Below are 19,177 nucleotides of genomic sequence, written 5' to 3' on the forward strand. Positions count from 1 at the left end.
AAAAAGCTCCAATTGAATTGGAGCTTTTTTATATACATCTTTTGGTTATTATAAAATTAGTCGCGATCAACCAATTCTACATAAGCCATAGGCGCATTGTCACCATCACGGTAACCGCATTTTACGATACGCAAATAACCACCTGGGCGAGCTTGGTAACGAGGACCAAGAGTACCAAATAATTTGCCTACCATAGCTTTGCTACGCATACGGCTAAATGCCAAGCGACGGTTAGCAACGCTGTCTTCTTTAGCCATAGTGATCAATGGCTCAGCAACGCGACGTAACTCTTTTGCTTTTGGTAAAGTTGTTTTGATCAGTTCATGCTCAAATAATGAGTTGGTCATGTTCTGAAACATTGCCTTACGATGACTGCCGGTACGACCCAGCTTGACTCCACTCTTACGATGGCGCATAGTCAAAAATCCTTAAAGTTTAACGGCTACGATAAGAAAAGCGATCATCAACACGTAAATCAGCTGGTGGCCAGTTATCTAGGCGCATACCAAGCTCCAAATCTTTAGACGCTAGTACGTCTTTGATTTCTGTTAATGATTTCTTACCAAGATTTGGGGTTTTTAGAAGTTCAGTCTCTGAACGCTGTACCAAATCACCGATATAGTAAATGTTTTCAGCTTTTAAGCAGTTGGCTGAGCGAACCGTTAGTTCAAGATCGTCCACAGGGCGTAATAGCACTGGATCAACCTCTTCTTTTTCTTTCACAGGCTCAGGCGCTTCTTCAGCTTCTAGGTCAACAAAGATAGAAATCTGTTGTTGTAAAATAGTGGCTGCTTTACGAATTGCTTCTTCTGGATCTATAGTGCCATTAGTTTCAAGCTCAATGATAAGACGATCAAGATCAGTACGTTGTTCTACACGTGCATTCTCAACCTGATAAGCAACACGAAGCACAGGACTAAAACTTGCATCAAGCTTCAAGCGTCCAATTGCTTTAGTATCACCATCTTCACGGCGCTGGTTTGCTGGCTCATATCCACGACCCATCACTACACGCAAACGCATCTTTAGATGACCACGATCACTCAATGTACCCAATACCAATTCTGGATTGATGATGTCTACATTGTGCGGTAACGTGATGTCTGCAGCAGTAATAGTGCCTGGACCTTGTTTATCCAAGGTCAAAAATACTTCATTTTGGTCATGAAGGGTGATTGCTAAGCCTTTTAAGTTCAAAAGCAAATCAAGCACGTCTTCTTGTAGCCCTTCAAGCGTTGAGTATTCATGGTCAACACCATCAATCTCAGCTTCAATGACTGCAGCGCCAGGTAATGAAGATAATAAGATGCGACGTAAGGCATTACCTAAGGTATGCCCAAAGCCGCGTTCTAACGGTTCGAGCGTGACTTTCGCAATCGTTTCATTAACCGTATCCACGTTGATGGCGTTCGGCGTTAGAAACTCAGTTGCATTTAGCATCATGATGTCACCTCGATTTATTAAACTGGTTGAATTAACGCTAATTGCTCAATGCCATGTGAACAGCATCGAGCAGTACGTTACTTACTTAGAGTATAGCTCAACGATTAAGCTTTCGTTGATTTCAGCAGGTAGATCAATACGATCAGGCGCTTTTTTGAACGTGCCCTGTAGTTTGCTGTGATCAACATCTAGCCATTCTGGAATACCACGTTGGGTAGCCAGTTCAATTGCGTTTTTAATACGTAATTGCTCGCGAGACTTCTCTTGGATAGCGATGACATCACCATCTTGCAACTGAATTGATGGAATATTCACACGAATAAACTCATCACGACCAGCTTTTTTCACCATAACAGTACGATGGCTAACTAACTGACGTGCTTCAGCGCGCGTAGAGCCAAAGCCCATACGATATACTACGTTATCAAGGCGGCTTTCAAGCATTGCTAACAAGTTTTCACCAGTAGCGCCACGCTTACGAGCAGCTTCTTTGTAGTAGTTTGCAAACTGACGCTCTAATACACCATAGATACGCTTAACTTTTTGTTTTTCACGTAACTGTAAAGAGTACTCTGAGCTTTTGTTACGGCTAACACCATGTTGACCAGGTGGACGAGCCGATTTTTTCGTTTTTACGTCGTATGGTTTAACACCAGACTTAAGACCTAAGTCAGTGCCTTCACGACGTGATAATTTGAGTTTCGGTCCAATATAACGGGCCATTGTTATGTCTCCTATAAGCTTTTATTATAAAAAGCTTCGTCTTTAATATTAGACGCGGCGCTTTTTCGGCGCACGGCAACCATTGTGTGGGATTGGGGTTACATCAGAGATGCTGTTGACTTTATAACCCAATGCACCTAGTGCTCTTACCGCAGACTCACGACCCGGTCCTGGTCCTTTGACCAAAACATCGATATTCTTAACACCATATTCTTGAGCCGCTTTACCAGCGACTTCAGCTGCAACCTGAGCTGCAAATGGTGTAGATTTACGTGAACCACGGAAGCCTTGTCCACCTGAAGTGGCCCAAGCCAATGCATTACCTTGACGATCGGTAATCGTAACAATGGTGTTATTAAAAGACGCATGGATATGGGCAATGCCCTCCGATACTGAACGACGAGCCACCTTTTTGCGACTGCGAGTGTCTTTTGCCATCTTTTAGCTTCCTAAGTTAATTATCTTTTGAGAGGGCGTGTCGGACCCTTACGAGTACGAGCGTTGTTCTTGGTGTTCTGACCTCTAACTGGTAGGTTACGACGATGGCGGATGCCACGGTAACAACCAAGATCAACCAAGCGCTTGATATTCATTGACACTTCACGACGAAGATCACCTTCAGTCATGTATTCTGCAATTTGTGCACGGATAGCATCTAACTGTGTATCATCTAACTGACTGACTTTAGTACTAGGGGCAATGCCAACTGCTTCTAAGATTTTCTGAGCAGTGGTACGACCTACACCAAAGATGTAAGTTAGTGAAATAACAGCATGCTTATTATCCGGAATGTTTACGCCGGCAATACGAGCCATTGATTTCTCTCCATTAAAGAAAAATACCCTCATTCGTTAAAATAAGGTGTTATTTTTCAGATTTGTTGCTGTCAATACTAAAGCTTTTATAATTATTATCGCTGCTTCGAGTTGGTAAACCAATCTATTCATTGATCGTTTCATAAAAGATTTTGCATAAACTACGGCAAGTGGCGGATGATATCGCATCCGCCGTCATTTTTCAAGTATTAATTTAATAAGCAAGCCAATCACTTAAGACTGACTTGCTTAAATTATTAACCTTGGCGTTGCTTGTGGCGAGGTTCTGCGGTACAAATTACATGTACACGGCCTTTACGGCGCACAACTTTACAGCTACCACAAATCTTCTTAACTGATGCTTGAACTTTCATAGCATACTCCTTGAAATATCGTACCGCTCATTTAAGGTTGAGTGGGCGATTGAATTAACGTCTGATCATGATATTGATGGGTCATCAAATGCGCTTGGATTTGCGAGATGAAGTCCATCACCACAACCACCATAATCAGTAACGACGTACCACCAAGTTGAAACGGCACACCAAATGATGACTGAACGACCATTGGCATTAAACAAATAACCGTCATATACATCGCGCCAATAAAGGTCAATCGGTTTAATACATGATCGAGGTAACGCTGAGTTTGTTGTCCTGGGCGAATACCTGGGATATACGCACCACTACGTTTAAGGTTTTCAGCTACTTCACGCGGACTAAATACCAATGCTGTATAGAAGTAACAGAAAAAGATAATCATTGCGCCAAACAGAACCAGATATAGCGGCTGTCCTGGGGACAACACCAATGCCATATTTTGCAATATTTTTTGTGTCAGAGTAGGATCAGTCGATTGACCAACCCACTGCCCTAAACTTGCAGGAAACAACAATAACGAGCTGGCAAAAATAGCAGGAATAACCCCTGCCATATTTAGTTTCAACGGCAAATGTGATTGCTGCTGAGCGTAAATCTTGCGACCCTGCTGTTGTTTTTGCGCATAGTTGACAGGAACACGGCGCTGGGCACGTTCAATATAAACGATACCCGCAGTAACCGCGACACCTAACAGTGCAAAGATAAAGAGGACAATCAAGTTCATTTGACCTTGGTTGACCTGTTCAATAGACTGCGAAATCATACCTGGCGTACCAGCCACAATGCTCGCAAAAATGAGCATTGAGATACCATTACCTACACCACGCTCTGTAATCTGCTCACCAAGCCACATCAAGAACATAGCACCAGCTACCAATGAGGTAACCGCTGGAATATAAAAAGTTAGACCAGAAGATAGAGTAAGATTTTGACTGATTAAACCAGCACACATCCCTAATGACTGTACTAGAGCCAATGCAAGCGTCCCCTGACGGGTATACTTGTTTAGCTTACGTCGTCCCGCCTCACCCTCTTTTTTGAGGGCTTCTAGCGATGGCAATACCGCAGACATCATCTGTACAATAATCGATGCTGAAATATATGGCATAATACCAAGTGCCATGATGGACATACGCTCTAGCGCACCACCTGAAAACATGTTAAACATGCTCAGAATGGTATTTTCGTTGCGCGAAAACAGATCAGCCAAGTTAACCGGATTGATACCCGGTACTGGAATATGCGACCCAAAACGATAAACAATCAATGCGCCGATTAAGAATAACAAACGCGTCCATAGCTCGTCATACTTACGTATAAAGGCAAATGGATTGAGCGGTATACCAGTCGATGACATTGATTGCTTTGACACGTTACTACTCCTCGATGCTACCACCAGCAGCTTCGATTGCTTGCTTAGCGCCTTTAGTCACTTTAATACCTTTAAAAGTATAAGCTTTAGTGACTTCACCCGACAACATAACGCGCGCACGCTTCATGTCACGACGGATAAGGTTAGCAGCTTTTAAAGTTTCAATGCTAACGACATCGCCTTCGATTTGGCTCAATTCAGACAGACGAACTTCAGCAGTCGTCATTGCCATTTTACTGGTAAAACCAAATTTTGGTAGACGGCGATATAAAGGCATTTGACCACCTTCAAATCCTGAGCGAATGCTAGAACCTGAACGAGATTTCTGACCTTTTACACCACGACCACCGGTTTTGCCGAGGCCTGAACCGATACCGCGACCACGACGTTGGGCAGTTTTCTTTGCGCCAACACCTGGTGATAATTCATTTAATCTAAGACCCATTACGCTTCCTCCACTTTTACCAAGTAGTTAACGCGATTGACCATACCACGAGTTGAAGGAGTATCTTCTACTACAACAGAATGATTAATACGGCGTAAACCCAATCCTTTCAAGCATGCTTTGTGGCTCTTGAGGCGATGGGCACCCGATTTGAATTGAGTGACTTTCATTTTTTTCATCGTAACTCACCTAGTCTAAGTTAACCCAAGATTTCGTCTACAGATTTACCACGTTTTGCTGCCATCTTTTCTGGAGTTGACATATCACGTAAACCGTTAAACGTTGCACGAACAACGTTAGCAGTGTTGGTAGAACCATAACATTTAGTCAAAACATCTTTGACACCAGCAACTTCTAATACAGCACGCATTGCGCCACCAGCGATTACGCCAGTACCTTCAGATGCAGGTTGCATATAAACTTTACTAGCACCATGACGTGCTTTGATCGGATGATGCAAAGTTGCATCATTTAGCTCAACAGTAATCATATTACGTTTGGCAGCTTCTAGTGCTTTTTGAATAGCAGCTGGCACTTCACGTGCTTTACCGCGACCAAAACCAACACGACCATTGCCATCACCCACTACGGTCAACGCAGTGAAAGAGAAAATACGACCACCTTTAACAACTTTTGCAACGCGATCAACGGTAACTAAGCGTTCTACTAGACCGTCAGTCTGTTCATTTTTATCATTTTTATCATTTCTAGCCATGATTAAAACTCCAATCCGTTTTCGCGAGCAGCTTCAGCTAAAGCTTTTACTCGACCATGATATTTGAAACCACTACGGTCAAATGCAACTTTAGTGATGCCAGCTGCTTTTGCGCGTTCTGCGATCATTTGGCCTACAGACGTCGCTGCATCAGCGTTACCAGTCGCGCCTGAACGTAAGCTGCTGTCTAAGGTAGATGCCTGAGCAATCACTTCACCACCGTTCGGAGAGATAATCTGGGCATAGATGTGTCTTGGCGTACGATTAACCGTTAGACGATGAACGCCTAAAAAGCGGATATGTGCGCGGGTTTTCTTAGCTCGACGTAGACGAGCTGCTTTTTTATCAAACATTTCAACTCACCTTATTTTTTCTTGGCTTCTTTGCGAATCACATGCTCGTCACTATAACGAATACCTTTACCTTTATAAGGCTCAGGTGGGCGGAAACCACGGATATTAGACGCTGCTTGACCAAGCTGCTGCTTATCGTTTGATTTTAAAACGATTTCAGTTTGCGTTGGGGTTTCAGCTGATACACCTTCAGGTAACGTATATTCTACTGGGTGTGAGTAACCAACGTTTAGCGTTACTTTATTACCAGTAGCTTGTGCACGATAACCAACACCGATTAACTGAAGACGTTTTTCAAAGCCTTCGTTAACGCCAATTACTAAGTTGTTTAGTAAAGAGCGCATGGTGCCAGTATGCATCATTGCTTCTTTTGAATCGACTGTAGGTGAGAAAATGATCGCATCATCTTCCTGTTTCAGCTCGACCAATTCATGCAGGCGTAAAGACAGATTGCCATTCTTGCCTTTAACTTCGACCTGCCGATCGTTCAAAGTAACGCTTACGCCGTTTGGCAGCGTCACTGGGGCTTTAGCCACACGAGACATAGGAATATTCCTTAGAAAATTAACTTCTTTATATTAGCGAAAAAACTAACAGGCTAAAAAGCGTGTTAGTTTAGCATAGTTGACCACGTTAGACACCTACCAATGTTAAATAATTCATCATTATCATATTGATAGAAGCCCAACAGCGTCAAATAGACTTTATCGTCGTGCAGCTTACGCTACAAATGCGACGACTTCACCACCGATACCAGCAGCGCGTGCAGCACGATCAGTCATGATGCCTTGGCTAGTTGATACAATAGCAACACCCATACCTTGCTTAACAGTAGGGATAGCGTCTTTACCGCGATGCTGGCGTAAACCAGGACGGCTAAAACGTTGAATCGTTTCGATGACAGCTTTGCCTTCGAAGTATTTTAATACAATGGTCAAAGTTGCTTTATTGTTGTTTTCTTCAGTAACAACAGCGCTAGCAACATAACCTTCGTTAACCAACAAATCAGCGATTGATTTGCGTAGCTTAGAGCTCGGCATTGCTACCGATACTTTATTAGCCATTTGTGCGTTACGAATACGGGTTAGCATATCCCCAACGGTATCTTGCATACTCATATAGTTACCCCTTACCAGCTTGCTTTACGAACACCAGGCACATCGCCTTGCATGACACGCTCACGCAGCATATTGCGTGATAAGCCAAACTTGCGGAAGTAACCGTGAGGACGACCCGTGATAGCACAACGATTGCGCAGACGTACTGGTGATGAGTTACGTGGTAAAGCTTGTAGCTCTAGCATCGCTTCCATACGAGTTTCGTCACTTGCAGTCATATCACTGATAGTTTCTTTTAGCTTGACACGCTTATCAGCGTACTTAGCAACCATTTTTTCGCGCTTTAATTCGCGGTTAATCATGCTCTTCTTTGCCATAACGTCTTTACCTTATTTAAATGGGAAGCCGAAAGCTTTAAGCAACGCACGACCTTCTTCATCAGATTGAGCTGACGTGGTGATTGTGACATCCATACCACGGATACGATCAATCTTATCAAAGTCTACTTCTGGGAATACGATTTGTTCTTTGATACCCAATGAGTAGTTACCACGTCCGTCAAAGGCTTTAGGAGAAAAACCACGGAAATCACGAATACGAGGAATTGCAATGGCAACGAGACGATCTAAAAATTCGTACATTTGCTCACCGCGTAGCGTTACTTTACAGCCAATTGGCCATTCTTCACGAATTTTAAAGCCAGCAACTGATTTACGCGCTTTGGTGACTACAGGTTTTTGACCAGCGATAGCGGTCATATCAGCTACTGCACCTTCAAGCAATTTCTTGTCTTGAGAAGCGCCGCCTACACCCATATTTAGTGTGATTTTAGTGATTTTAGGCACTTGCATCACATTCGCCAAACCAAGCTCTTCTTTGATTTGCTGTTTTAATTCTTCGTTATATAAAGATTTTAATCTTGCCATTACCATTACACCCTTAGTGTCTTACGCAGTCGCCACTACTTCACCGTTCGAACGATATAGGCGTTGTTTCTTGCCATCTTCGCCGAACTGATAAGTAATACGATCAGCTTTTTGGGTTTGCGCATTTAAGATTGCGACATTTGAGATATGCAGAAAAGCTTCTTGCTTAAGAATGCCGCCTTCAACGCCAGTTGCCTGATTTGGCTTCTGATGTTTAGTGACAATGTTAATGCCTTCAACTTTAATACGATCGTTTTTTACAGCTTGTACAGTACCTTGCTTGCCTTTGTCTTTCCCAGCAATCACGATAACTGTATCGCCTTTACGTAATTTTGACATGGATTACCTCACAATACTTCTGGTGCTAGTGATACAATTTTCATAAACTGATCACCACGTAGTTCACGAGTTACCGGTCCAAAAATACGAGTTGCAATCGGCGCTTTATTTTGGTTCAACAATACCGCAGCATTGTCGTCAAAACGTAATACCGAACCATCAGGACGACGAACGCCTTTTTTGGTACGTACAACTACCGCATTCATCACGTCGCCTTTTTTAACACGACCGCGAGGAATGGCTTCTTTAACCGTTACTTTAATAATGTCGCCAACTGATGCATAACGACGATGAGAGCCACCCAGTACTTTAATGCACTGAACTCGTCTTGCACCGCTATTATCTGCAACTTCCAGCATAGATTCAACCTGAATCATAGCGTTACTCCACACGTATGAGCAATAAAAAACCAGTTGCTGCCGCTAGCACAGTATGAGTAGTCGGCATTTTAATATTAATAACCGCTGCTACTCTTAATGTGAGTGATATACGCTCGGCGCAATCAGTATCCTTAAAAAGGCAGCTATTTTAACAGCTTCTGGCTTTTAATGCAATTTACTTAGATTTTTTCTACTTTTTCAACCACATCAACCAAAGTCCAAGACTTGGTTTTTGAGATTGGACGCGTTTCTTTGATGCGGACAAGGTCGCCTTGTTGGCAAACATTATTCTCATCATGTGCTTTGATTTTAGTAGAACGACGAAGCTGCTTGCCATATAAAGGATGACGAACCAGACGCTCAATCAAAACTGTGATGGACTTGTCCATCTTGTCACTGACAACTCGTCCTGTCAGAACACTAGCATTGGTCGTTGCTTGATTGTTATCGCTCATGAGTCGCCTCGTTGTTTCTCGTTAATCAAAGTCTGAAGCTGAGCAATCGCACGACGATTGACACGTACTTCATGGGTATTCCCCAACTGACCAGTTGCTTTAGCCATACGAATACGGAAAGCATCAAGTTGCTTTTCATCAAGTAACTGGGTCAGTTCTTCTAATGATTTATCACGTAATTCACTGATCTTCATTACATTATCGTCCGCTTAACAATGGTAGTTTTAAAGGGCAGTTTAGCTGCAGCAAGCGTTAACGCTTCGCGAGCAAGCTCTTCTGAAATCCCTTCAAGTTCATATAGTATTTTACCAGGTTTGATTTCGCATACCCAATATTCTACAGGACCTTTACCTTTACCCATACGTACTTCTAATGGTTTATTGGTAATTGGTTTGTCTGGGAAAACGCGAATCCAAATCTTACCGCCACGCTTAATTTTACGAGTGATGGTACGGCGTGCTGCTTCAATTTGACGGGCAGTCATACGACCACGAGTCAAAGACTTTAGACCAATTTGTCCGAATGCAACGGTGCTTCCACGATGAGCTAGCCCAGTGTTACGACCTTTATGCATTTTACGAAACTTGGTACGTTTTGGCTGTAACATAGTTTAACCTCTGTCTGTGTTTCGACGGTTTCCGTTTCCACGGCCACGGCGTTTTGGCGCACGAGCCTGCTCTTCTTTAACGGGATTGTATACACTGTTCATACCGTCAAGGATTTCGCCACGGAAGATCCAAACTTTTACACCGATAGTGCCGTAAGTGGTTTCCGCACGTACTGACGAATAGTCGATATCGGCACGTAGTGTATGCAATGGCACACGACCTTCACGGTACCATTCAGTACGAGCAATCTCAGCACCGCCAAGACGGCCAGACAGCTCAACTTTAATACCTTTAGCACCAGAACGCATGCTGTTCTGTACCGCACGCTTCATTGCACGGCGGAACATAACACGACGCTCAAGCTGGCTTGAGATACCTTTCGCTACCAAATGAGCATCAAGATCAGGCGAGGTGATTTCTTCAATGTTGACCTGAGCAGGTACGCCCATAATTTTGGTCAATTCTTTTTGAAGTCTTTCAATATCTTCGCCTTTCTTACCGATAACGATACCAGGACGCGCAGTGGCGATGGTAATCTTAGCAGCACCAGTAGGACGCTCAATCATGATCTTGCTAATCATAGCACTATCTAGTTTCTTGCGCAGATATTCACGAACCTGAATGTCGTTAATTAGGTATTCTGAGTATTGTTTAGGGCTAGCATACCAGTTTGCGTTATGCTTTTTTACAACACCAAGACGAATTCCGATTGGATGTACTTTTTGTCCCATAACTTATTCCCCTACCTTTATAGTGATGTGACAGGTACGCTTGCTGATACGATCAGCGCGACCTTTAGCACGTGGTAGGATACGTTTTAGCGTAATGCCTTCATCAACGTAGATGGTTGATACTTTAAGAGTATCGATATCTAAACCGTTGTTGTTTTCAGCATTGGCGATGGCTGAGTTAAGACATTTCTTAACAAAAACCGCGCCTTTTTTATTGCTATACGTTAGGATATCCAAAGCACGCTCAATAGATTTGCCACGAACTTCATCAGCAACGAGTCTAACTTTTTGTGCCGATATGGCGGCACCGCGTAATTTTGCAGTTACTTCCATGGTAAGCACCTTATCTCTTAGCTTTCTTGTCAATGCCGTGACCACGATATGTACGAGTCGGGGCAAATTCACCTAGTTTATGACCAACCATCTGTTCACTCACGATAACCGGTACATGAGTACGGCCATTGTGAACAGATAAAGTTAGGCCAACCATTTGTGGCAGAATCATTGAACGGCGCGACCAAGTTTTAATTGGTTTGCGTGAGTTGGTTTCTAATGCAGTTTCAACTTTAGCAAATAAATGCGCGTCTATGAATGGACCTTTTTTCAATGAACGAGGCATGAAATTCTTCCTTTATTTCTTCTTGGCGCGGCGGCGGATGATCATACTGTCAGTACGCTTATTGTTACGCGTTTTAAGTCCTTTAGACTTCTGACCCCAAGGGCTAGTAGGATGGCGACCTTTATTACGACCTTCACCACCACCGTGTGGGTGATCAACCGGGTTCATCGCGACACCACGAACAGAAGGACGAATACCTCTCCAACGTGAAGCACCGGCTTTACCAAGTGATTTCAAGTTGTTTTCAGTATTAGAAACTTCACCGATAACAGCACGGCAATTTACGTGTACGCGGCGAGTTTCGCCAGAACGCAAACGAAGAATTGCGTAAATACCGTCACGACCTAGTAGCTGAACGCTAGCACCCGCAGCACGAGCCATCTGTGCGCCTTTACCGATTTTAAGTTCGATATTATGGATCACAGTACCTAGTGGTATGTTTTTCAGCGGTAAACAGTTACCTGGACGAATTGGTGATAATTCACCTGACATTACAGTATCGCCAACTGCTTGCTTTTTAGCAGCGATAATATAACGACGTTCGCCGTCAGCGTACTTAAGCAAAGCAATATGAGCAGTACGGTTAGGATCGTATTCAATACGCTCTACCGTTGCTGGGATATTGTCTTTAGTACGTTTAAAATCGATAATACGATAATGTTGCTTATGACCACCGCCGATGTGACGAGTAGTGATACGACCATTATTGTTACGACCACCGGTCTTGCTTTTTGATTCTAGAAGCGCTGCAAACGGACGACCTTTATAAAGGTGTGGATGCACTACTTTTTCAACAAAACGACGGCCTGGTGATGTTGGCTTTGCTCTTACGATAGGCATGAGTGTAATCCTTATTCGTTATTCGCTGTTTCACTAGTAGAAGCAGTCGTATTTGCGACCTCTTCACCAGCATCAGCCATTTGTACATCTTGACCAGCTTTTAAGGTAACATAGGCTTTTTTATAGTCGTTACGACGGCCGATACTTTTACCAAAACGCTTTGTCTTACCTTTAACATTCAATGTGTTTACTTTTAAAACTTCAACACCTTCAAACATCATCTCAACTGCTTTCTTAACTTCAAGCTTAGTAGCCTTAGAGTCAATTTTAAATACCTGCACACCAAGTGAGTCGCCAAGCATTTGAGATTTCTCTGAGAATACAGGTCCTCTTAGGATCTGATAAAGTCTTGCGTTGTTCATGCTAGTGCTTCCTCAAATTGTTTCGCAGCTTCAACTGACATGATTACTTTGTCAAAAGCAATCAAGCTCACTGGATCCACTTCACTTGTATCAAGTACATTGACATGTGGGATGTTGCGAGCAGCTAAGTATAAGTTCTCGTCAACTTCTTTAGTGACGATCAATGCACGAGGTGCACCAAGCTCATTTAACTTTGCGATCAGCTCTTTGGTCTTAGGACCAGAAACGCTTATCTCTTCAACCAAAATCAGACGCTCTTGGCGAATCAATTCGGCTAGGATGCACTGCATAGCACCGCGATACATCTTACGGTTAACTTTCTGTGACCAATCTTGTGGCTTAGCCGCGAATGCACGACCGCCCCCACGCCAGATTGGGCTACGAATAGAACCCGCACGAGCACGGCCAGTACCTTTTTGGCGCCATGGCTTAATGCCACCACCAGAAACTTCGGCACGGGTTTTTTGAGCGCGTGTACCTTGGCGAGCACCAGCAAGATATGCGGTGACGACTTGATGCACTAGTGCTTCGTTGAATTCACGACCGAAAGCCGTATCAGAAAGCTCAACTGCCGCCCCTGTAACTGTTTTTAAATCCACGTTAATCCCCTTGCTTAGGCTTTGACTGACGGACGTACGATGACATCGCCACCGGTGGCACCTGGGATAGCACCCTTGATGACAAGTAACCCTTTTTCGGCATCAACCGAAATCACTTCTAGGCCTTGAACAGTAACACGCTTGTTACCCATCTGACCCGCCATCTTTTTGCCTTTGAATACTTTACCTGGTGACTGGTTTTGACCAGTTGAACCATGTGCACGATGAGATACTGAGTTACCATGAGTAGCATCTTGCATGCTAAAGTTATGACGTTTTACAGGACCTTGAAAACCTTTACCTTTACTGTTTCCTGTGACATCAACCATCTGACCTTGTTCGAACAAGTCAGCTAGAATCTCACCACCAATCTCACGACCTTCAAGATCGCTGTCATTAGCACGAAATTCCCAAACACCACGACCAGCGGCAACGCCAGCTTTAGCGAAGTGACCTTTTTGTGCGGCTGTTACGCGGCTGTCACGACGGGTACCTGTGGTAACTTGAATGGCTTGATAGCCATCTACATCAGTATTTTTTACTTGAGTAATACGGTTTGCACTGATCTCAACTACTGTTACAGGGATAGATGCGCCTGCTTCAGTGAAGACACGGGTCATGCCGCATTTTTTACCGACTAAACCGATCGCCATTTTAGACCTCTTTATATCTTATATTAATGGGTTGGGTGTTTATGTGCATTAACCCAAAGCAATTTGAACGTCAACACCCGCCGCCAAGTCAAGCTTCATTAGCGCATCCACAGTTTTGTCGGTAGGTTGAACGATGTCAACCATACGCTTATGAGTACGGATTTCGTACTGATCACGAGCGTCTTTGTTTACGTGTGGTGAAGTTAGAACGTTGAAGCGCTCAATACGAGTCGGCAACGGTACAGGACCACAAACTTGCGCACCGGTGCGCTTTGCAGTATCAACGATCTCTTGTGCAGATTGATCAATCAGACGATGATCAAAAGACTTAAGACGGATACGGATTCTCTGGTTAGCCATGCCAGCAAGCTCCTAATATGTGCTTTTGTCATTCTTGCTTTGCAAGGATATGAGCAAAAGCCGTTTGGTTAAATATTCACTTCAAGCTGCCTTCTGTTCTTAACCAGAATGAGTTCTTTATTGGAACTTATAGCGTGCTAAAAGCAAAATAGTTTAAAGCCCCGCCGACCCTTCCATTATAGGATGTCAGCAAAGGCATAATGAAATAGTGCTAGAAACGATGCTCTAGCTGTCATAGCGCCAGCTGTTTGATTGGCTGCGCATATATAATTCAGTGGTGTATATTATACATAACTATCAGACGATTGCAAGGGGCTTGTGTATAACAATAAAAGAGACTGCTTGCTATAAATAGTGGTTTTTAAACCCAATTCTTTCCATTTATTGCAAACAGGCTTACGAAATAGCAACGCTAAGCCTTTCAATTAAATGCACTCAATTTTCATAATTTGATAATAATGCTCAGTGTAATAATTCAGTGCTAATTTTTAGTCCAATACAATGTCATATTGCTCTTGGGTATATAAATTCTCAACATCAAAGGTAATCACTCTACCAAGCAAATACTCTAAATCTGCTACGGTATCAGACTCTGAGGTCAGCAATAAATCAATGACTGCCGCATGGGCGACCACGGTAAACTTTTTGGGTGAGTTATAAGTTCGAGCACAGCGCATAATTTCGCGGAATATCTCAAAACAGACGGTTTCAGCCGTTTTGACGAAGCCACGACCTTGACAGGTCGAGCAAGGCTCACATAGCTGTTGTCCGAGCGATTCACGGGTACGCTTACGGGTCATCTCAACCAAACCAAGCTCGCTCACTTGAGTAATTTTGGTTTTCGCATAATCTTGTACCAGTTGTGACTGCAAGCTCTCTAAGATATCATCTTTATGCTGCTGCTCAAGCATGTCAATAAAATCTAGGATAATAATACCACCCAGATTACGCAAGCGCAGCTGACGGGCTATCGCGTGGGTGGCTTCTAGATTGGTTTTGTAGACGGTATCTTCTAATGAGCGTCCACCAACAAATGAGCCGGTGTTGACGTCAATGGTGGTCATTGCTTCAGTTTGGTCAATAATCAGATAGCCACCAGACTTTAAATCAACGCGTCGTTTTAGGGCGTCACGTAAATCATCTTCAACACGGTGAACATCGAATAATGATTGCTCAGCAGTGTAATGCACAATGCGATCATAGACGAAAGGCACAAATTCTTTGGCAAAGCATCTCACTTGCTCATAAATCTGCGCATTATCGATAATCACTTTTTCGGTATCGGCATGTACCAAATCGCGGATAGAGCGTAGTGGTAGCGATAACTCTTGATAAATAAGCTCGGAGCTCTGATTAGATTTCATTTCTTGGCGACGAGCACAAATCGTCCGCCATAATTGCAATAAGTAGTAAATATCTTCTTCAAGCTTATCAACCGGCACACGCTCAGCTGCCGTACGCGCAATGAGACCGCCTTTGAGATTGACGGTTTGCATCAGGCTAGCAAGTTCGGTCTTGAGGCGTGTACGCTCCTCTTCGCCATCAATACGTTGTGAGATACCGATATGCTCACTCGATGGCAAGTAAACCAAGTAGCGTGATGGCAGCGATATATTAGTAGTCAAGCGCGCGCCTTTACTGCCCAGTTGATCTTTGGTGACTTGTACCAAAATACGTTGGCTTTCATGTAGACGATGCTGGATAAGGGTTTTCGAAACTGGTACAACTTCTGTGTTCTGCGTACTTATTACTACAGGCGGTGTGATGGCTAAATCATTAGCCGTCGCCTCTATAATGGTGCGTTCATCATCAGTCTTTTCGACTTTACTGCTCTTGGCAGCTGGACGCGGTTCGCGCTGCATGTCATTGACGTGTAAGAATGCGGTACGTGATTGACCAATATCCACAAAGGCTGCTTGCATACCAGGGAGAACACGTACCACTGTGCCTAAGTAGATGTTACCAACCAAACCCAATTTATGGTGACGCTCAATATAAATCTCGCCCAAGATACCGTTATCTAGCACGGCGACACGGGATTCCATGGGACTAATATTAATTAGCAGCTCTTCGGACATAGTGTTTTCTCTTATCACTCAGCTTTCTGGTGAAGCATTCATAGTTTGGTAGCCTTACAGTGTAACAAATGCTATTCGCTTTTGCCCATGGTACAAGCGTGTCATTATGTGCAGTGGAATTAATACTAAACTAAATACTAAGCAGAGCTGAGTTATAAGCTTCTACTCTAGCCTTTAGCCATATCTAAGCTTTTTAAGCAGTTAAGCTTCTTATCATTAGTAATGCAAACGTTAGGAACTAAGACAGTTGTTAGAAGACTAATCACAAGCATCATTGCTCATATCTTTAATCAATGCCAGCGTTTGTGCAAGTGGCAAGCCCACCACGTTGGTGTAGCTGCCATTGATACGGCTGACCCATGCAGCGCCCAACCCTTGAATACCATAGCCACCTGCTTTATCTGCAGGCTCGCCGCTGTCCCAATATTCACTCATCATCTCTGCTGTAAGCGCTATAAAAGTTACCTCTGTGCGCTCAATGATTTGTTGTTGATTGACGACTTGTAATACTTGTTCATTATCAGAATCATAATCAGACTGATGAGCGTGTTTGCAATGCGTAGAGAGTATTGAAAGCTGGGTTGCCTGTACCGCCGTCCATACTTCATGGGTACTATCAGACATCTGCTGCCACATATGATAAGCATCTTCGCGATTGTTTGGTTTGACTAAAACTGTTTTACCATCTGGTAATACGCCAATGGTATCAGAGGTCAATAAAATAATGGGCTGAGATAGGAGTGACTGATATAAGTAAGATGAATGATCTTCATTATTCTTTAACTGTTTATTCAGCTGCGTGGTTGCTGCCTCTGCTTTGGCAGCGACCATACGGACAATATAGTCTTTAGGAGACTCATCTTGATAGGGCGTTTCGTCGATATCGACGCTGATGACAGTAAAGGTAAGTTGCGCGCGGCTTAGCAATTCACGACGACGCGGCGAACCAGATGCTAAGATGATATCCATGGCTATCCTCTTATGATATAGAAATATATGGCGTATAGTTTTGAGAAATGAGATTAAAAATTTTCGAGCGTTGCAGTACTTAGTTGATACTGATTCAAGTAATGCTGACAATTATTGTTGCAGCAACTGCCCTCATTAACGTACAAATTTTCGTAGCGCCAATAGCACTAATGGCCAGCTAATGATACTCATCAATAAAGAATAAACAGATTGGGCGACAAAGACATCTTGCACAAACATCTGTAGCAGCCACAGACTGGTCTGAAAAACAAATAGCGCCAAACTTGCGATGAGCCAAGCACTGATAGCATTCAACTCCCTGATATAAATACTTATTACTTTTATCATCAGTGCCACCATGACAGCAGAAAATGCTTGTTGCCCTAAATGGGTATCCATCAATAAATCGGCAATAATACCAACGGTAAAGGCGCTAAAAATGCCCACATAGCGCGGCTGAAACAATAACCAAAAAATCAGCACCATGATCATGATCATAGGGCGCAGTGTTGCCATACTAGGACTTAATGGATAGACACTAAGTGATGAAGCAATAATAAAGCTCAGTACAATCACGGCATGCAGCAGCCCATTTGCATGATCAGAATTAGGATATGCCATGAATACTTACCTTTAGCGAGGTGTTAGCAGCTATAGAATGATGAATACAGCATTGCGCGGAATAAAAAATGAGGATTAAAAAGCTCACTTAGATTAGATAGCAACCAAAGATTAGACCATCACTATCAAGGCTCAGGGATGCCAGTATTGTTCTTATTGGCCAACTTATCTTGCAGTATCAGTACATAAGCATTGTCAACAAAGTTTGCCGCTGGCGTGACATCAATATTTCTAAAATTATCCGCTTGCGTATCTTCAATATGGGCGATACGACCAACACGATAACCTGCAGGGATACGCCCTCCCAATCCTGACGATACTAACTCATCACCGACGCGCACGTCTGAGGTTTTAAAGACATAATCAAGGCTCAATGAGGTCGGTATGCCCTGACCGGTAACAATAGCACGCTGACCGGTACGCTTGACAGTAACGGCAACCGACTGCTGCTCATCAGTAATCAGCAATAAACGGCTGGTATTAGGATAGACATTAATAATCTGTCCTAAAATACCGTCTTCATCAATGACCGTTTGCCCAACTTGCACCCCATCTTGCGCCCCTTTATTCAAAACTACAATTTGACGCAGTAAGTTGGTGTCGGTACCAATCACCTGTGCTAAATTTAAATCAAATTGCTCAGGGCGTGTCGTTGATAGAATGCCTTGCAGACGAGCATTTTGCGCCAAGATATAATCTTGCTGTTGTAACTTGGCTTGGGCGTGAATCAGTTGCGATTTGAGCTGCACATTTTCACGACGTAGCGCTTCTTTTGATTGCAGACTGCCGCTTGACCAGTGTTTAGCATAACTCGGTAATAGTGACAGCTCATAAATCGGCTGCATCGCAGCATGGCTTGTTGAGCGGACAGGCTTGAACCATTCTGGATTTTTGCTATCGAACCATATCAGTATCAATGCCACTATCAATAAAATAGCAGTCATACGAAGCGCCAGTGGCTGGCGAGCAAAAATACTTGGAATCATAGTTCGTCTAATGTAGAGGTTTTAATGTGAGCATTAGCCAGCACTGAATAGCACTATATGCAAGGTGACCATATCGACAGATTTTACGGAGCTGTATTAGCAAGATAGATTTACTTTGGTATATCCATCTTGCTAATACAGCTGATTTTTTAACGCTCTTAAAAGCTAGCCATGGTAGTCTTAGTTGATAACATTAAAGGTAACCTTATTGGCTACCTTTAATGTTATTCATCTATCCTTTCTCATACCTATTTATCGTTAACTTCAGCCTTATCTGATATTGCCAATATGACAATGCTTGATAAAAAATGATTTATACAAAAATCATATTGAGGCTTTTGTTATTG

32 protein-coding genes are annotated in these 19,177 nt (G+C 43.2%); all 32 read right to left on the minus strand.

All coding sequences use genetic code 11. From position 1 onward, the window contains the following. Positions 1-56 precede the first annotated feature (56 nt). Complete coding sequence (gene rplQ, locus VLN09_RS01320; protein ID WP_011279809.1) at positions 57-416, minus strand: 50S ribosomal protein L17; 360 nt, start codon at positions 414-416, stop codon at positions 57-59. A 19-nt stretch (positions 417-435) separates the two neighbouring features. After that, a complete protein-coding gene (locus VLN09_RS01325) occupies positions 436-1,443 on the minus strand; it encodes a DNA-directed RNA polymerase subunit alpha (RefSeq protein WP_011279808.1) in 1,008 nt (335 codons plus the stop codon). 81 nt (positions 1,444-1,524) lie between these two features. Beyond that, positions 1,525-2,166, minus strand: a complete 642-nt coding sequence (gene rpsD, locus VLN09_RS01330) for a 30S ribosomal protein S4 (protein WP_011512865.1) — start codon at positions 2,164-2,166, stop codon at positions 1,525-1,527. 48 nt (positions 2,167-2,214) lie between these two features. Beyond that, entirely contained in the window at positions 2,215-2,604 is a 390-nt protein-coding gene (rpsK, locus tag VLN09_RS01335) for a 30S ribosomal protein S11 (protein ID WP_010196728.1), read from the minus strand. 20 nt (positions 2,605-2,624) lie between these two features. After that, a complete protein-coding gene (rpsM, locus tag VLN09_RS01340; protein ID WP_325243354.1) occupies positions 2,625-2,981 on the minus strand; it encodes a 30S ribosomal protein S13 in 357 nt (118 codons plus the stop codon). Between the two features lie 257 nt (positions 2,982-3,238). Further along, positions 3,239-3,355: a 50S ribosomal protein L36 gene (gene rpmJ / locus VLN09_RS01345; protein WP_011279805.1), complete on the minus strand. Its 117-nt coding sequence runs from the start codon at positions 3,353-3,355 to the stop codon at positions 3,239-3,241. A 31-nt stretch (positions 3,356-3,386) separates the two neighbouring features. After that, positions 3,387-4,718, minus strand: a complete 1,332-nt coding sequence (gene secY / locus VLN09_RS01350) for a preprotein translocase subunit SecY (RefSeq protein WP_325243381.1) — start codon at positions 4,716-4,718, stop codon at positions 3,387-3,389. Between the two features lie 19 nt (positions 4,719-4,737). Further along, on the minus strand, positions 4,738-5,178 hold the full coding sequence (rplO, locus tag VLN09_RS01355) for a 50S ribosomal protein L15 (RefSeq protein WP_011512862.1): 441 nt from the start codon (positions 5,176-5,178) through the stop codon (positions 4,738-4,740). After that, positions 5,178-5,357, minus strand: a complete 180-nt coding sequence (gene rpmD / locus VLN09_RS01360; RefSeq protein WP_011512861.1) for a 50S ribosomal protein L30 — start codon at positions 5,355-5,357, stop codon at positions 5,178-5,180. Before rpmD ends, rplO begins: the two co-directional genes overlap by 1 nt. 20 nt (positions 5,358-5,377) lie before the next feature. Then, a complete protein-coding gene (gene rpsE / locus VLN09_RS01365; protein WP_057758716.1) occupies positions 5,378-5,893 on the minus strand; it encodes a 30S ribosomal protein S5 in 516 nt (171 codons plus the stop codon). Between the two features lie 2 nt (positions 5,894-5,895). Then, positions 5,896-6,246, minus strand: a complete 351-nt coding sequence (gene rplR, locus VLN09_RS01370) for a 50S ribosomal protein L18 (protein ID WP_011279801.1) — start codon at positions 6,244-6,246, stop codon at positions 5,896-5,898. 11 nt (positions 6,247-6,257) lie between these two features. Next, positions 6,258-6,791, minus strand: coding sequence for a 50S ribosomal protein L6 (gene rplF / locus VLN09_RS01375; RefSeq protein WP_325243359.1), 534 nt, complete (start codon positions 6,789-6,791; stop codon positions 6,258-6,260). Between the two features lie 174 nt (positions 6,792-6,965). Continuing rightward, on the minus strand, positions 6,966-7,364 hold the full coding sequence (gene rpsH / locus VLN09_RS01380) for a 30S ribosomal protein S8 (protein WP_325243361.1): 399 nt from the start codon (positions 7,362-7,364) through the stop codon (positions 6,966-6,968). An 11-nt stretch (positions 7,365-7,375) separates the two neighbouring features. After that, positions 7,376-7,681, minus strand: coding sequence for a 30S ribosomal protein S14 (gene rpsN, locus VLN09_RS01385; protein ID WP_325243363.1), 306 nt, complete (start codon positions 7,679-7,681; stop codon positions 7,376-7,378). Positions 7,682-7,693: 12 nt separating this feature from the next. Further along, positions 7,694-8,230: a 50S ribosomal protein L5 gene (gene rplE / locus VLN09_RS01390; protein ID WP_011279797.1), complete on the minus strand. Its 537-nt coding sequence runs from the start codon at positions 8,228-8,230 to the stop codon at positions 7,694-7,696. Between the two features lie 21 nt (positions 8,231-8,251). Beyond that, positions 8,252-8,569 (minus strand): 50S ribosomal protein L24, encoded by a 318-nt coding sequence (gene rplX, locus VLN09_RS01395; RefSeq protein WP_011512857.1) that lies wholly within the window; start codon positions 8,567-8,569, stop codon positions 8,252-8,254. An 8-nt stretch (positions 8,570-8,577) separates the two neighbouring features. Then, positions 8,578-8,946: a 50S ribosomal protein L14 gene (rplN, locus tag VLN09_RS01400; protein ID WP_010196702.1), complete on the minus strand. Its 369-nt coding sequence runs from the start codon at positions 8,944-8,946 to the stop codon at positions 8,578-8,580. Positions 8,947-9,128: 182 nt separating this feature from the next. After that, a complete protein-coding gene (gene rpsQ, locus VLN09_RS01405) occupies positions 9,129-9,404 on the minus strand; it encodes a 30S ribosomal protein S17 (RefSeq protein WP_011512856.1) in 276 nt (91 codons plus the stop codon). Next, on the minus strand, positions 9,401-9,598 hold the full coding sequence (gene rpmC, locus VLN09_RS01410) for a 50S ribosomal protein L29 (protein WP_011279794.1): 198 nt from the start codon (positions 9,596-9,598) through the stop codon (positions 9,401-9,403). The genes rpsQ and rpmC overlap by 4 nt, the downstream gene beginning before the upstream one ends. Continuing rightward, entirely contained in the window at positions 9,598-10,011 is a 414-nt protein-coding gene (gene rplP, locus VLN09_RS01415) for a 50S ribosomal protein L16 (protein ID WP_011512855.1), read from the minus strand. Before rplP ends, rpmC begins: the two co-directional genes overlap by 1 nt. Before the next feature lie 3 nt (positions 10,012-10,014). After that, a complete protein-coding gene (gene rpsC, locus VLN09_RS01420) occupies positions 10,015-10,743 on the minus strand; it encodes a 30S ribosomal protein S3 (RefSeq protein ID WP_325243367.1) in 729 nt (242 codons plus the stop codon). 3 nt (positions 10,744-10,746) lie between these two features. Beyond that, positions 10,747-11,076 (minus strand): 50S ribosomal protein L22, encoded by a 330-nt coding sequence (gene rplV, locus VLN09_RS01425; RefSeq protein ID WP_010196689.1) that lies wholly within the window; start codon positions 11,074-11,076, stop codon positions 10,747-10,749. A 10-nt stretch (positions 11,077-11,086) separates the two neighbouring features. Further along, complete coding sequence (rpsS, locus tag VLN09_RS01430; RefSeq protein ID WP_011279791.1) at positions 11,087-11,362, minus strand: 30S ribosomal protein S19; 276 nt, start codon at positions 11,360-11,362, stop codon at positions 11,087-11,089. Between the two features lie 12 nt (positions 11,363-11,374). Continuing rightward, the gene (rplB, locus tag VLN09_RS01435; protein ID WP_011279790.1) at positions 11,375-12,202 is read right to left on the minus strand and encodes a 50S ribosomal protein L2; all 828 of its coding nucleotides are present in this window, start codon (positions 12,200-12,202) and stop codon (positions 11,375-11,377) included. An 11-nt stretch (positions 12,203-12,213) separates the two neighbouring features. Next, positions 12,214-12,564, minus strand: a complete 351-nt coding sequence (gene rplW, locus VLN09_RS01440; RefSeq protein WP_011279789.1) for a 50S ribosomal protein L23 — start codon at positions 12,562-12,564, stop codon at positions 12,214-12,216. Continuing rightward, positions 12,561-13,163, minus strand: a complete 603-nt coding sequence (gene rplD / locus VLN09_RS01445) for a 50S ribosomal protein L4 (protein WP_011279788.1) — start codon at positions 13,161-13,163, stop codon at positions 12,561-12,563. Before rplD ends, rplW begins: the two co-directional genes overlap by 4 nt. Before the next feature lie 14 nt (positions 13,164-13,177). Beyond that, positions 13,178-13,816: a 50S ribosomal protein L3 gene (rplC, locus tag VLN09_RS01450; RefSeq protein ID WP_325243371.1), complete on the minus strand. Its 639-nt coding sequence runs from the start codon at positions 13,814-13,816 to the stop codon at positions 13,178-13,180. A 48-nt stretch (positions 13,817-13,864) separates the two neighbouring features. Then, positions 13,865-14,176, minus strand: a complete 312-nt coding sequence (gene rpsJ, locus VLN09_RS01455) for a 30S ribosomal protein S10 (protein ID WP_010196670.1) — start codon at positions 14,174-14,176, stop codon at positions 13,865-13,867. Positions 14,177-14,664: 488 nt separating this feature from the next. Next, a complete protein-coding gene (locus VLN09_RS01460; RefSeq protein WP_325243373.1) occupies positions 14,665-16,254 on the minus strand; it encodes an Rne/Rng family ribonuclease in 1,590 nt (529 codons plus the stop codon). Between the two features lie 258 nt (positions 16,255-16,512). Then, entirely contained in the window at positions 16,513-17,223 is a 711-nt protein-coding gene (locus tag VLN09_RS01465) for a Maf family protein (protein WP_325243375.1), read from the minus strand. 135 nt (positions 17,224-17,358) lie between these two features. After that, entirely contained in the window at positions 17,359-17,844 is a 486-nt protein-coding gene (gene mreD, locus VLN09_RS01470) for a rod shape-determining protein MreD (RefSeq protein WP_325243377.1), read from the minus strand. A 125-nt stretch (positions 17,845-17,969) separates the two neighbouring features. Next, the gene (mreC, locus tag VLN09_RS01475; protein WP_325243379.1) at positions 17,970-18,830 is read right to left on the minus strand and encodes a rod shape-determining protein MreC; all 861 of its coding nucleotides are present in this window, start codon (positions 18,828-18,830) and stop codon (positions 17,970-17,972) included. Between the last annotated feature and the right edge of the window lie 347 nt (positions 18,831-19,177).

This window comes from Psychrobacter sp. (assembly GCF_035469765.1).
Classification (GTDB): domain Bacteria; phylum Pseudomonadota; class Gammaproteobacteria; order Pseudomonadales; family Moraxellaceae; genus Psychrobacter.

What these genes read in the sequence shown, in the direction of transcription:
- rpsS (WP_011279791.1), bottom strand. Translation starts at nt 11,362, where the DNA reads ATGCCTCGTTCATTGAAAAAAGGTCCATTCATAGACGCGCATTTATTT.
- rplB (WP_011279790.1), bottom strand. Translation starts at nt 12,202, where the DNA reads ATGCCTATCGTAAGAGCAAAGCCAACATCACCAGGCCGTCGTTTTGTT.
- rplP (WP_011512855.1), bottom strand. Translation starts at nt 10,011, where the DNA reads ATGTTACAGCCAAAACGTACCAAGTTTCGTAAAATGCATAAAGGTCGT.
- rpsH (WP_325243361.1), bottom strand. Translation starts at nt 7,364, where the DNA reads ATGAGTATGCAAGATACCGTTGGGGATATGCTAACCCGTATTCGTAAC.
- rpmJ (WP_011279805.1), bottom strand. Translation starts at nt 3,355, where the DNA reads ATGAAAGTTCAAGCATCAGTTAAGAAGATTTGTGGTAGCTGTAAAGTT.
- rplC (WP_325243371.1), bottom strand. Translation starts at nt 13,816, where the DNA reads ATGGCGATCGGTTTAGTCGGTAAAAAATGCGGCATGACCCGTGTCTTC.
- rpmD (WP_011512861.1), bottom strand. Translation starts at nt 5,357, where the DNA reads ATGAAAAAAATGAAAGTCACTCAATTCAAATCGGGTGCCCATCGCCTC.
- rplR (WP_011279801.1), bottom strand. Translation starts at nt 6,246, where the DNA reads ATGTTTGATAAAAAAGCAGCTCGTCTACGTCGAGCTAAGAAAACCCGC.
- rplX (WP_011512857.1), bottom strand. Translation starts at nt 8,569, where the DNA reads ATGTCAAAATTACGTAAAGGCGATACAGTTATCGTGATTGCTGGGAAA.
- mreD (WP_325243377.1), bottom strand. Translation starts at nt 17,844, where the DNA reads ATGGCATATCCTAATTCTGATCATGCAAATGGGCTGCTGCATGCCGTG.
- VLN09_RS01325 (WP_011279808.1), bottom strand. Translation starts at nt 1,443, where the DNA reads ATGATGCTAAATGCAACTGAGTTTCTAACGCCGAACGCCATCAACGTG.
- rplN (WP_010196702.1), bottom strand. Translation starts at nt 8,946, where the DNA reads ATGATTCAGGTTGAATCTATGCTGGAAGTTGCAGATAATAGCGGTGCA.
- rplE (WP_011279797.1), bottom strand. Translation starts at nt 8,230, where the DNA reads ATGGCAAGATTAAAATCTTTATATAACGAAGAATTAAAACAGCAAATC.
- rpsK (WP_010196728.1), bottom strand. Translation starts at nt 2,604, where the DNA reads ATGGCAAAAGACACTCGCAGTCGCAAAAAGGTGGCTCGTCGTTCAGTA.
- VLN09_RS01465 (WP_325243375.1), bottom strand. Translation starts at nt 17,223, where the DNA reads ATGGATATCATCTTAGCATCTGGTTCGCCGCGTCGTCGTGAATTGCTA.
- rpsQ (WP_011512856.1), bottom strand. Translation starts at nt 9,404, where the DNA reads ATGAGCGATAACAATCAAGCAACGACCAATGCTAGTGTTCTGACAGGA.
- rpsM (WP_325243354.1), bottom strand. Translation starts at nt 2,981, where the DNA reads ATGGCTCGTATTGCCGGCGTAAACATTCCGGATAATAAGCATGCTGTT.
- rpsC (WP_325243367.1), bottom strand. Translation starts at nt 10,743, where the DNA reads ATGGGACAAAAAGTACATCCAATCGGAATTCGTCTTGGTGTTGTAAAA.
- rpsE (WP_057758716.1), bottom strand. Translation starts at nt 5,893, where the DNA reads ATGGCTAGAAATGATAAAAATGATAAAAATGAACAGACTGACGGTCTA.
- rplO (WP_011512862.1), bottom strand. Translation starts at nt 5,178, where the DNA reads ATGGGTCTTAGATTAAATGAATTATCACCAGGTGTTGGCGCAAAGAAA.
- rpsN (WP_325243363.1), bottom strand. Translation starts at nt 7,681, where the DNA reads ATGGCAAAGAAGAGCATGATTAACCGCGAATTAAAGCGCGAAAAAATG.
- rplF (WP_325243359.1), bottom strand. Translation starts at nt 6,791, where the DNA reads ATGTCTCGTGTGGCTAAAGCCCCAGTGACGCTGCCAAACGGCGTAAGC.
- secY (WP_325243381.1), bottom strand. Translation starts at nt 4,718, where the DNA reads ATGTCATCGACTGGTATACCGCTCAATCCATTTGCCTTTATACGTAAG.
- VLN09_RS01460 (WP_325243373.1), bottom strand. Translation starts at nt 16,254, where the DNA reads ATGTCCGAAGAGCTGCTAATTAATATTAGTCCCATGGAATCCCGTGTC.
- rpmC (WP_011279794.1), bottom strand. Translation starts at nt 9,598, where the DNA reads ATGAAGATCAGTGAATTACGTGATAAATCATTAGAAGAACTGACCCAG.
- rpsD (WP_011512865.1), bottom strand. Translation starts at nt 2,166, where the DNA reads ATGGCCCGTTATATTGGACCGAAACTCAAATTATCACGTCGTGAAGGC.
- rplW (WP_011279789.1), bottom strand. Translation starts at nt 12,564, where the DNA reads ATGAACAACGCAAGACTTTATCAGATCCTAAGAGGACCTGTATTCTCA.
- rplV (WP_010196689.1), bottom strand. Translation starts at nt 11,076, where the DNA reads ATGGAAGTAACTGCAAAATTACGCGGTGCCGCCATATCGGCACAAAAA.
- rplQ (WP_011279809.1), bottom strand. Translation starts at nt 416, where the DNA reads ATGCGCCATCGTAAGAGTGGAGTCAAGCTGGGTCGTACCGGCAGTCAT.
- rpsJ (WP_010196670.1), bottom strand. Translation starts at nt 14,176, where the DNA reads ATGGCTAACCAGAGAATCCGTATCCGTCTTAAGTCTTTTGATCATCGT.
- mreC (WP_325243379.1), bottom strand. Translation starts at nt 18,830, where the DNA reads ATGATTCCAAGTATTTTTGCTCGCCAGCCACTGGCGCTTCGTATGACT.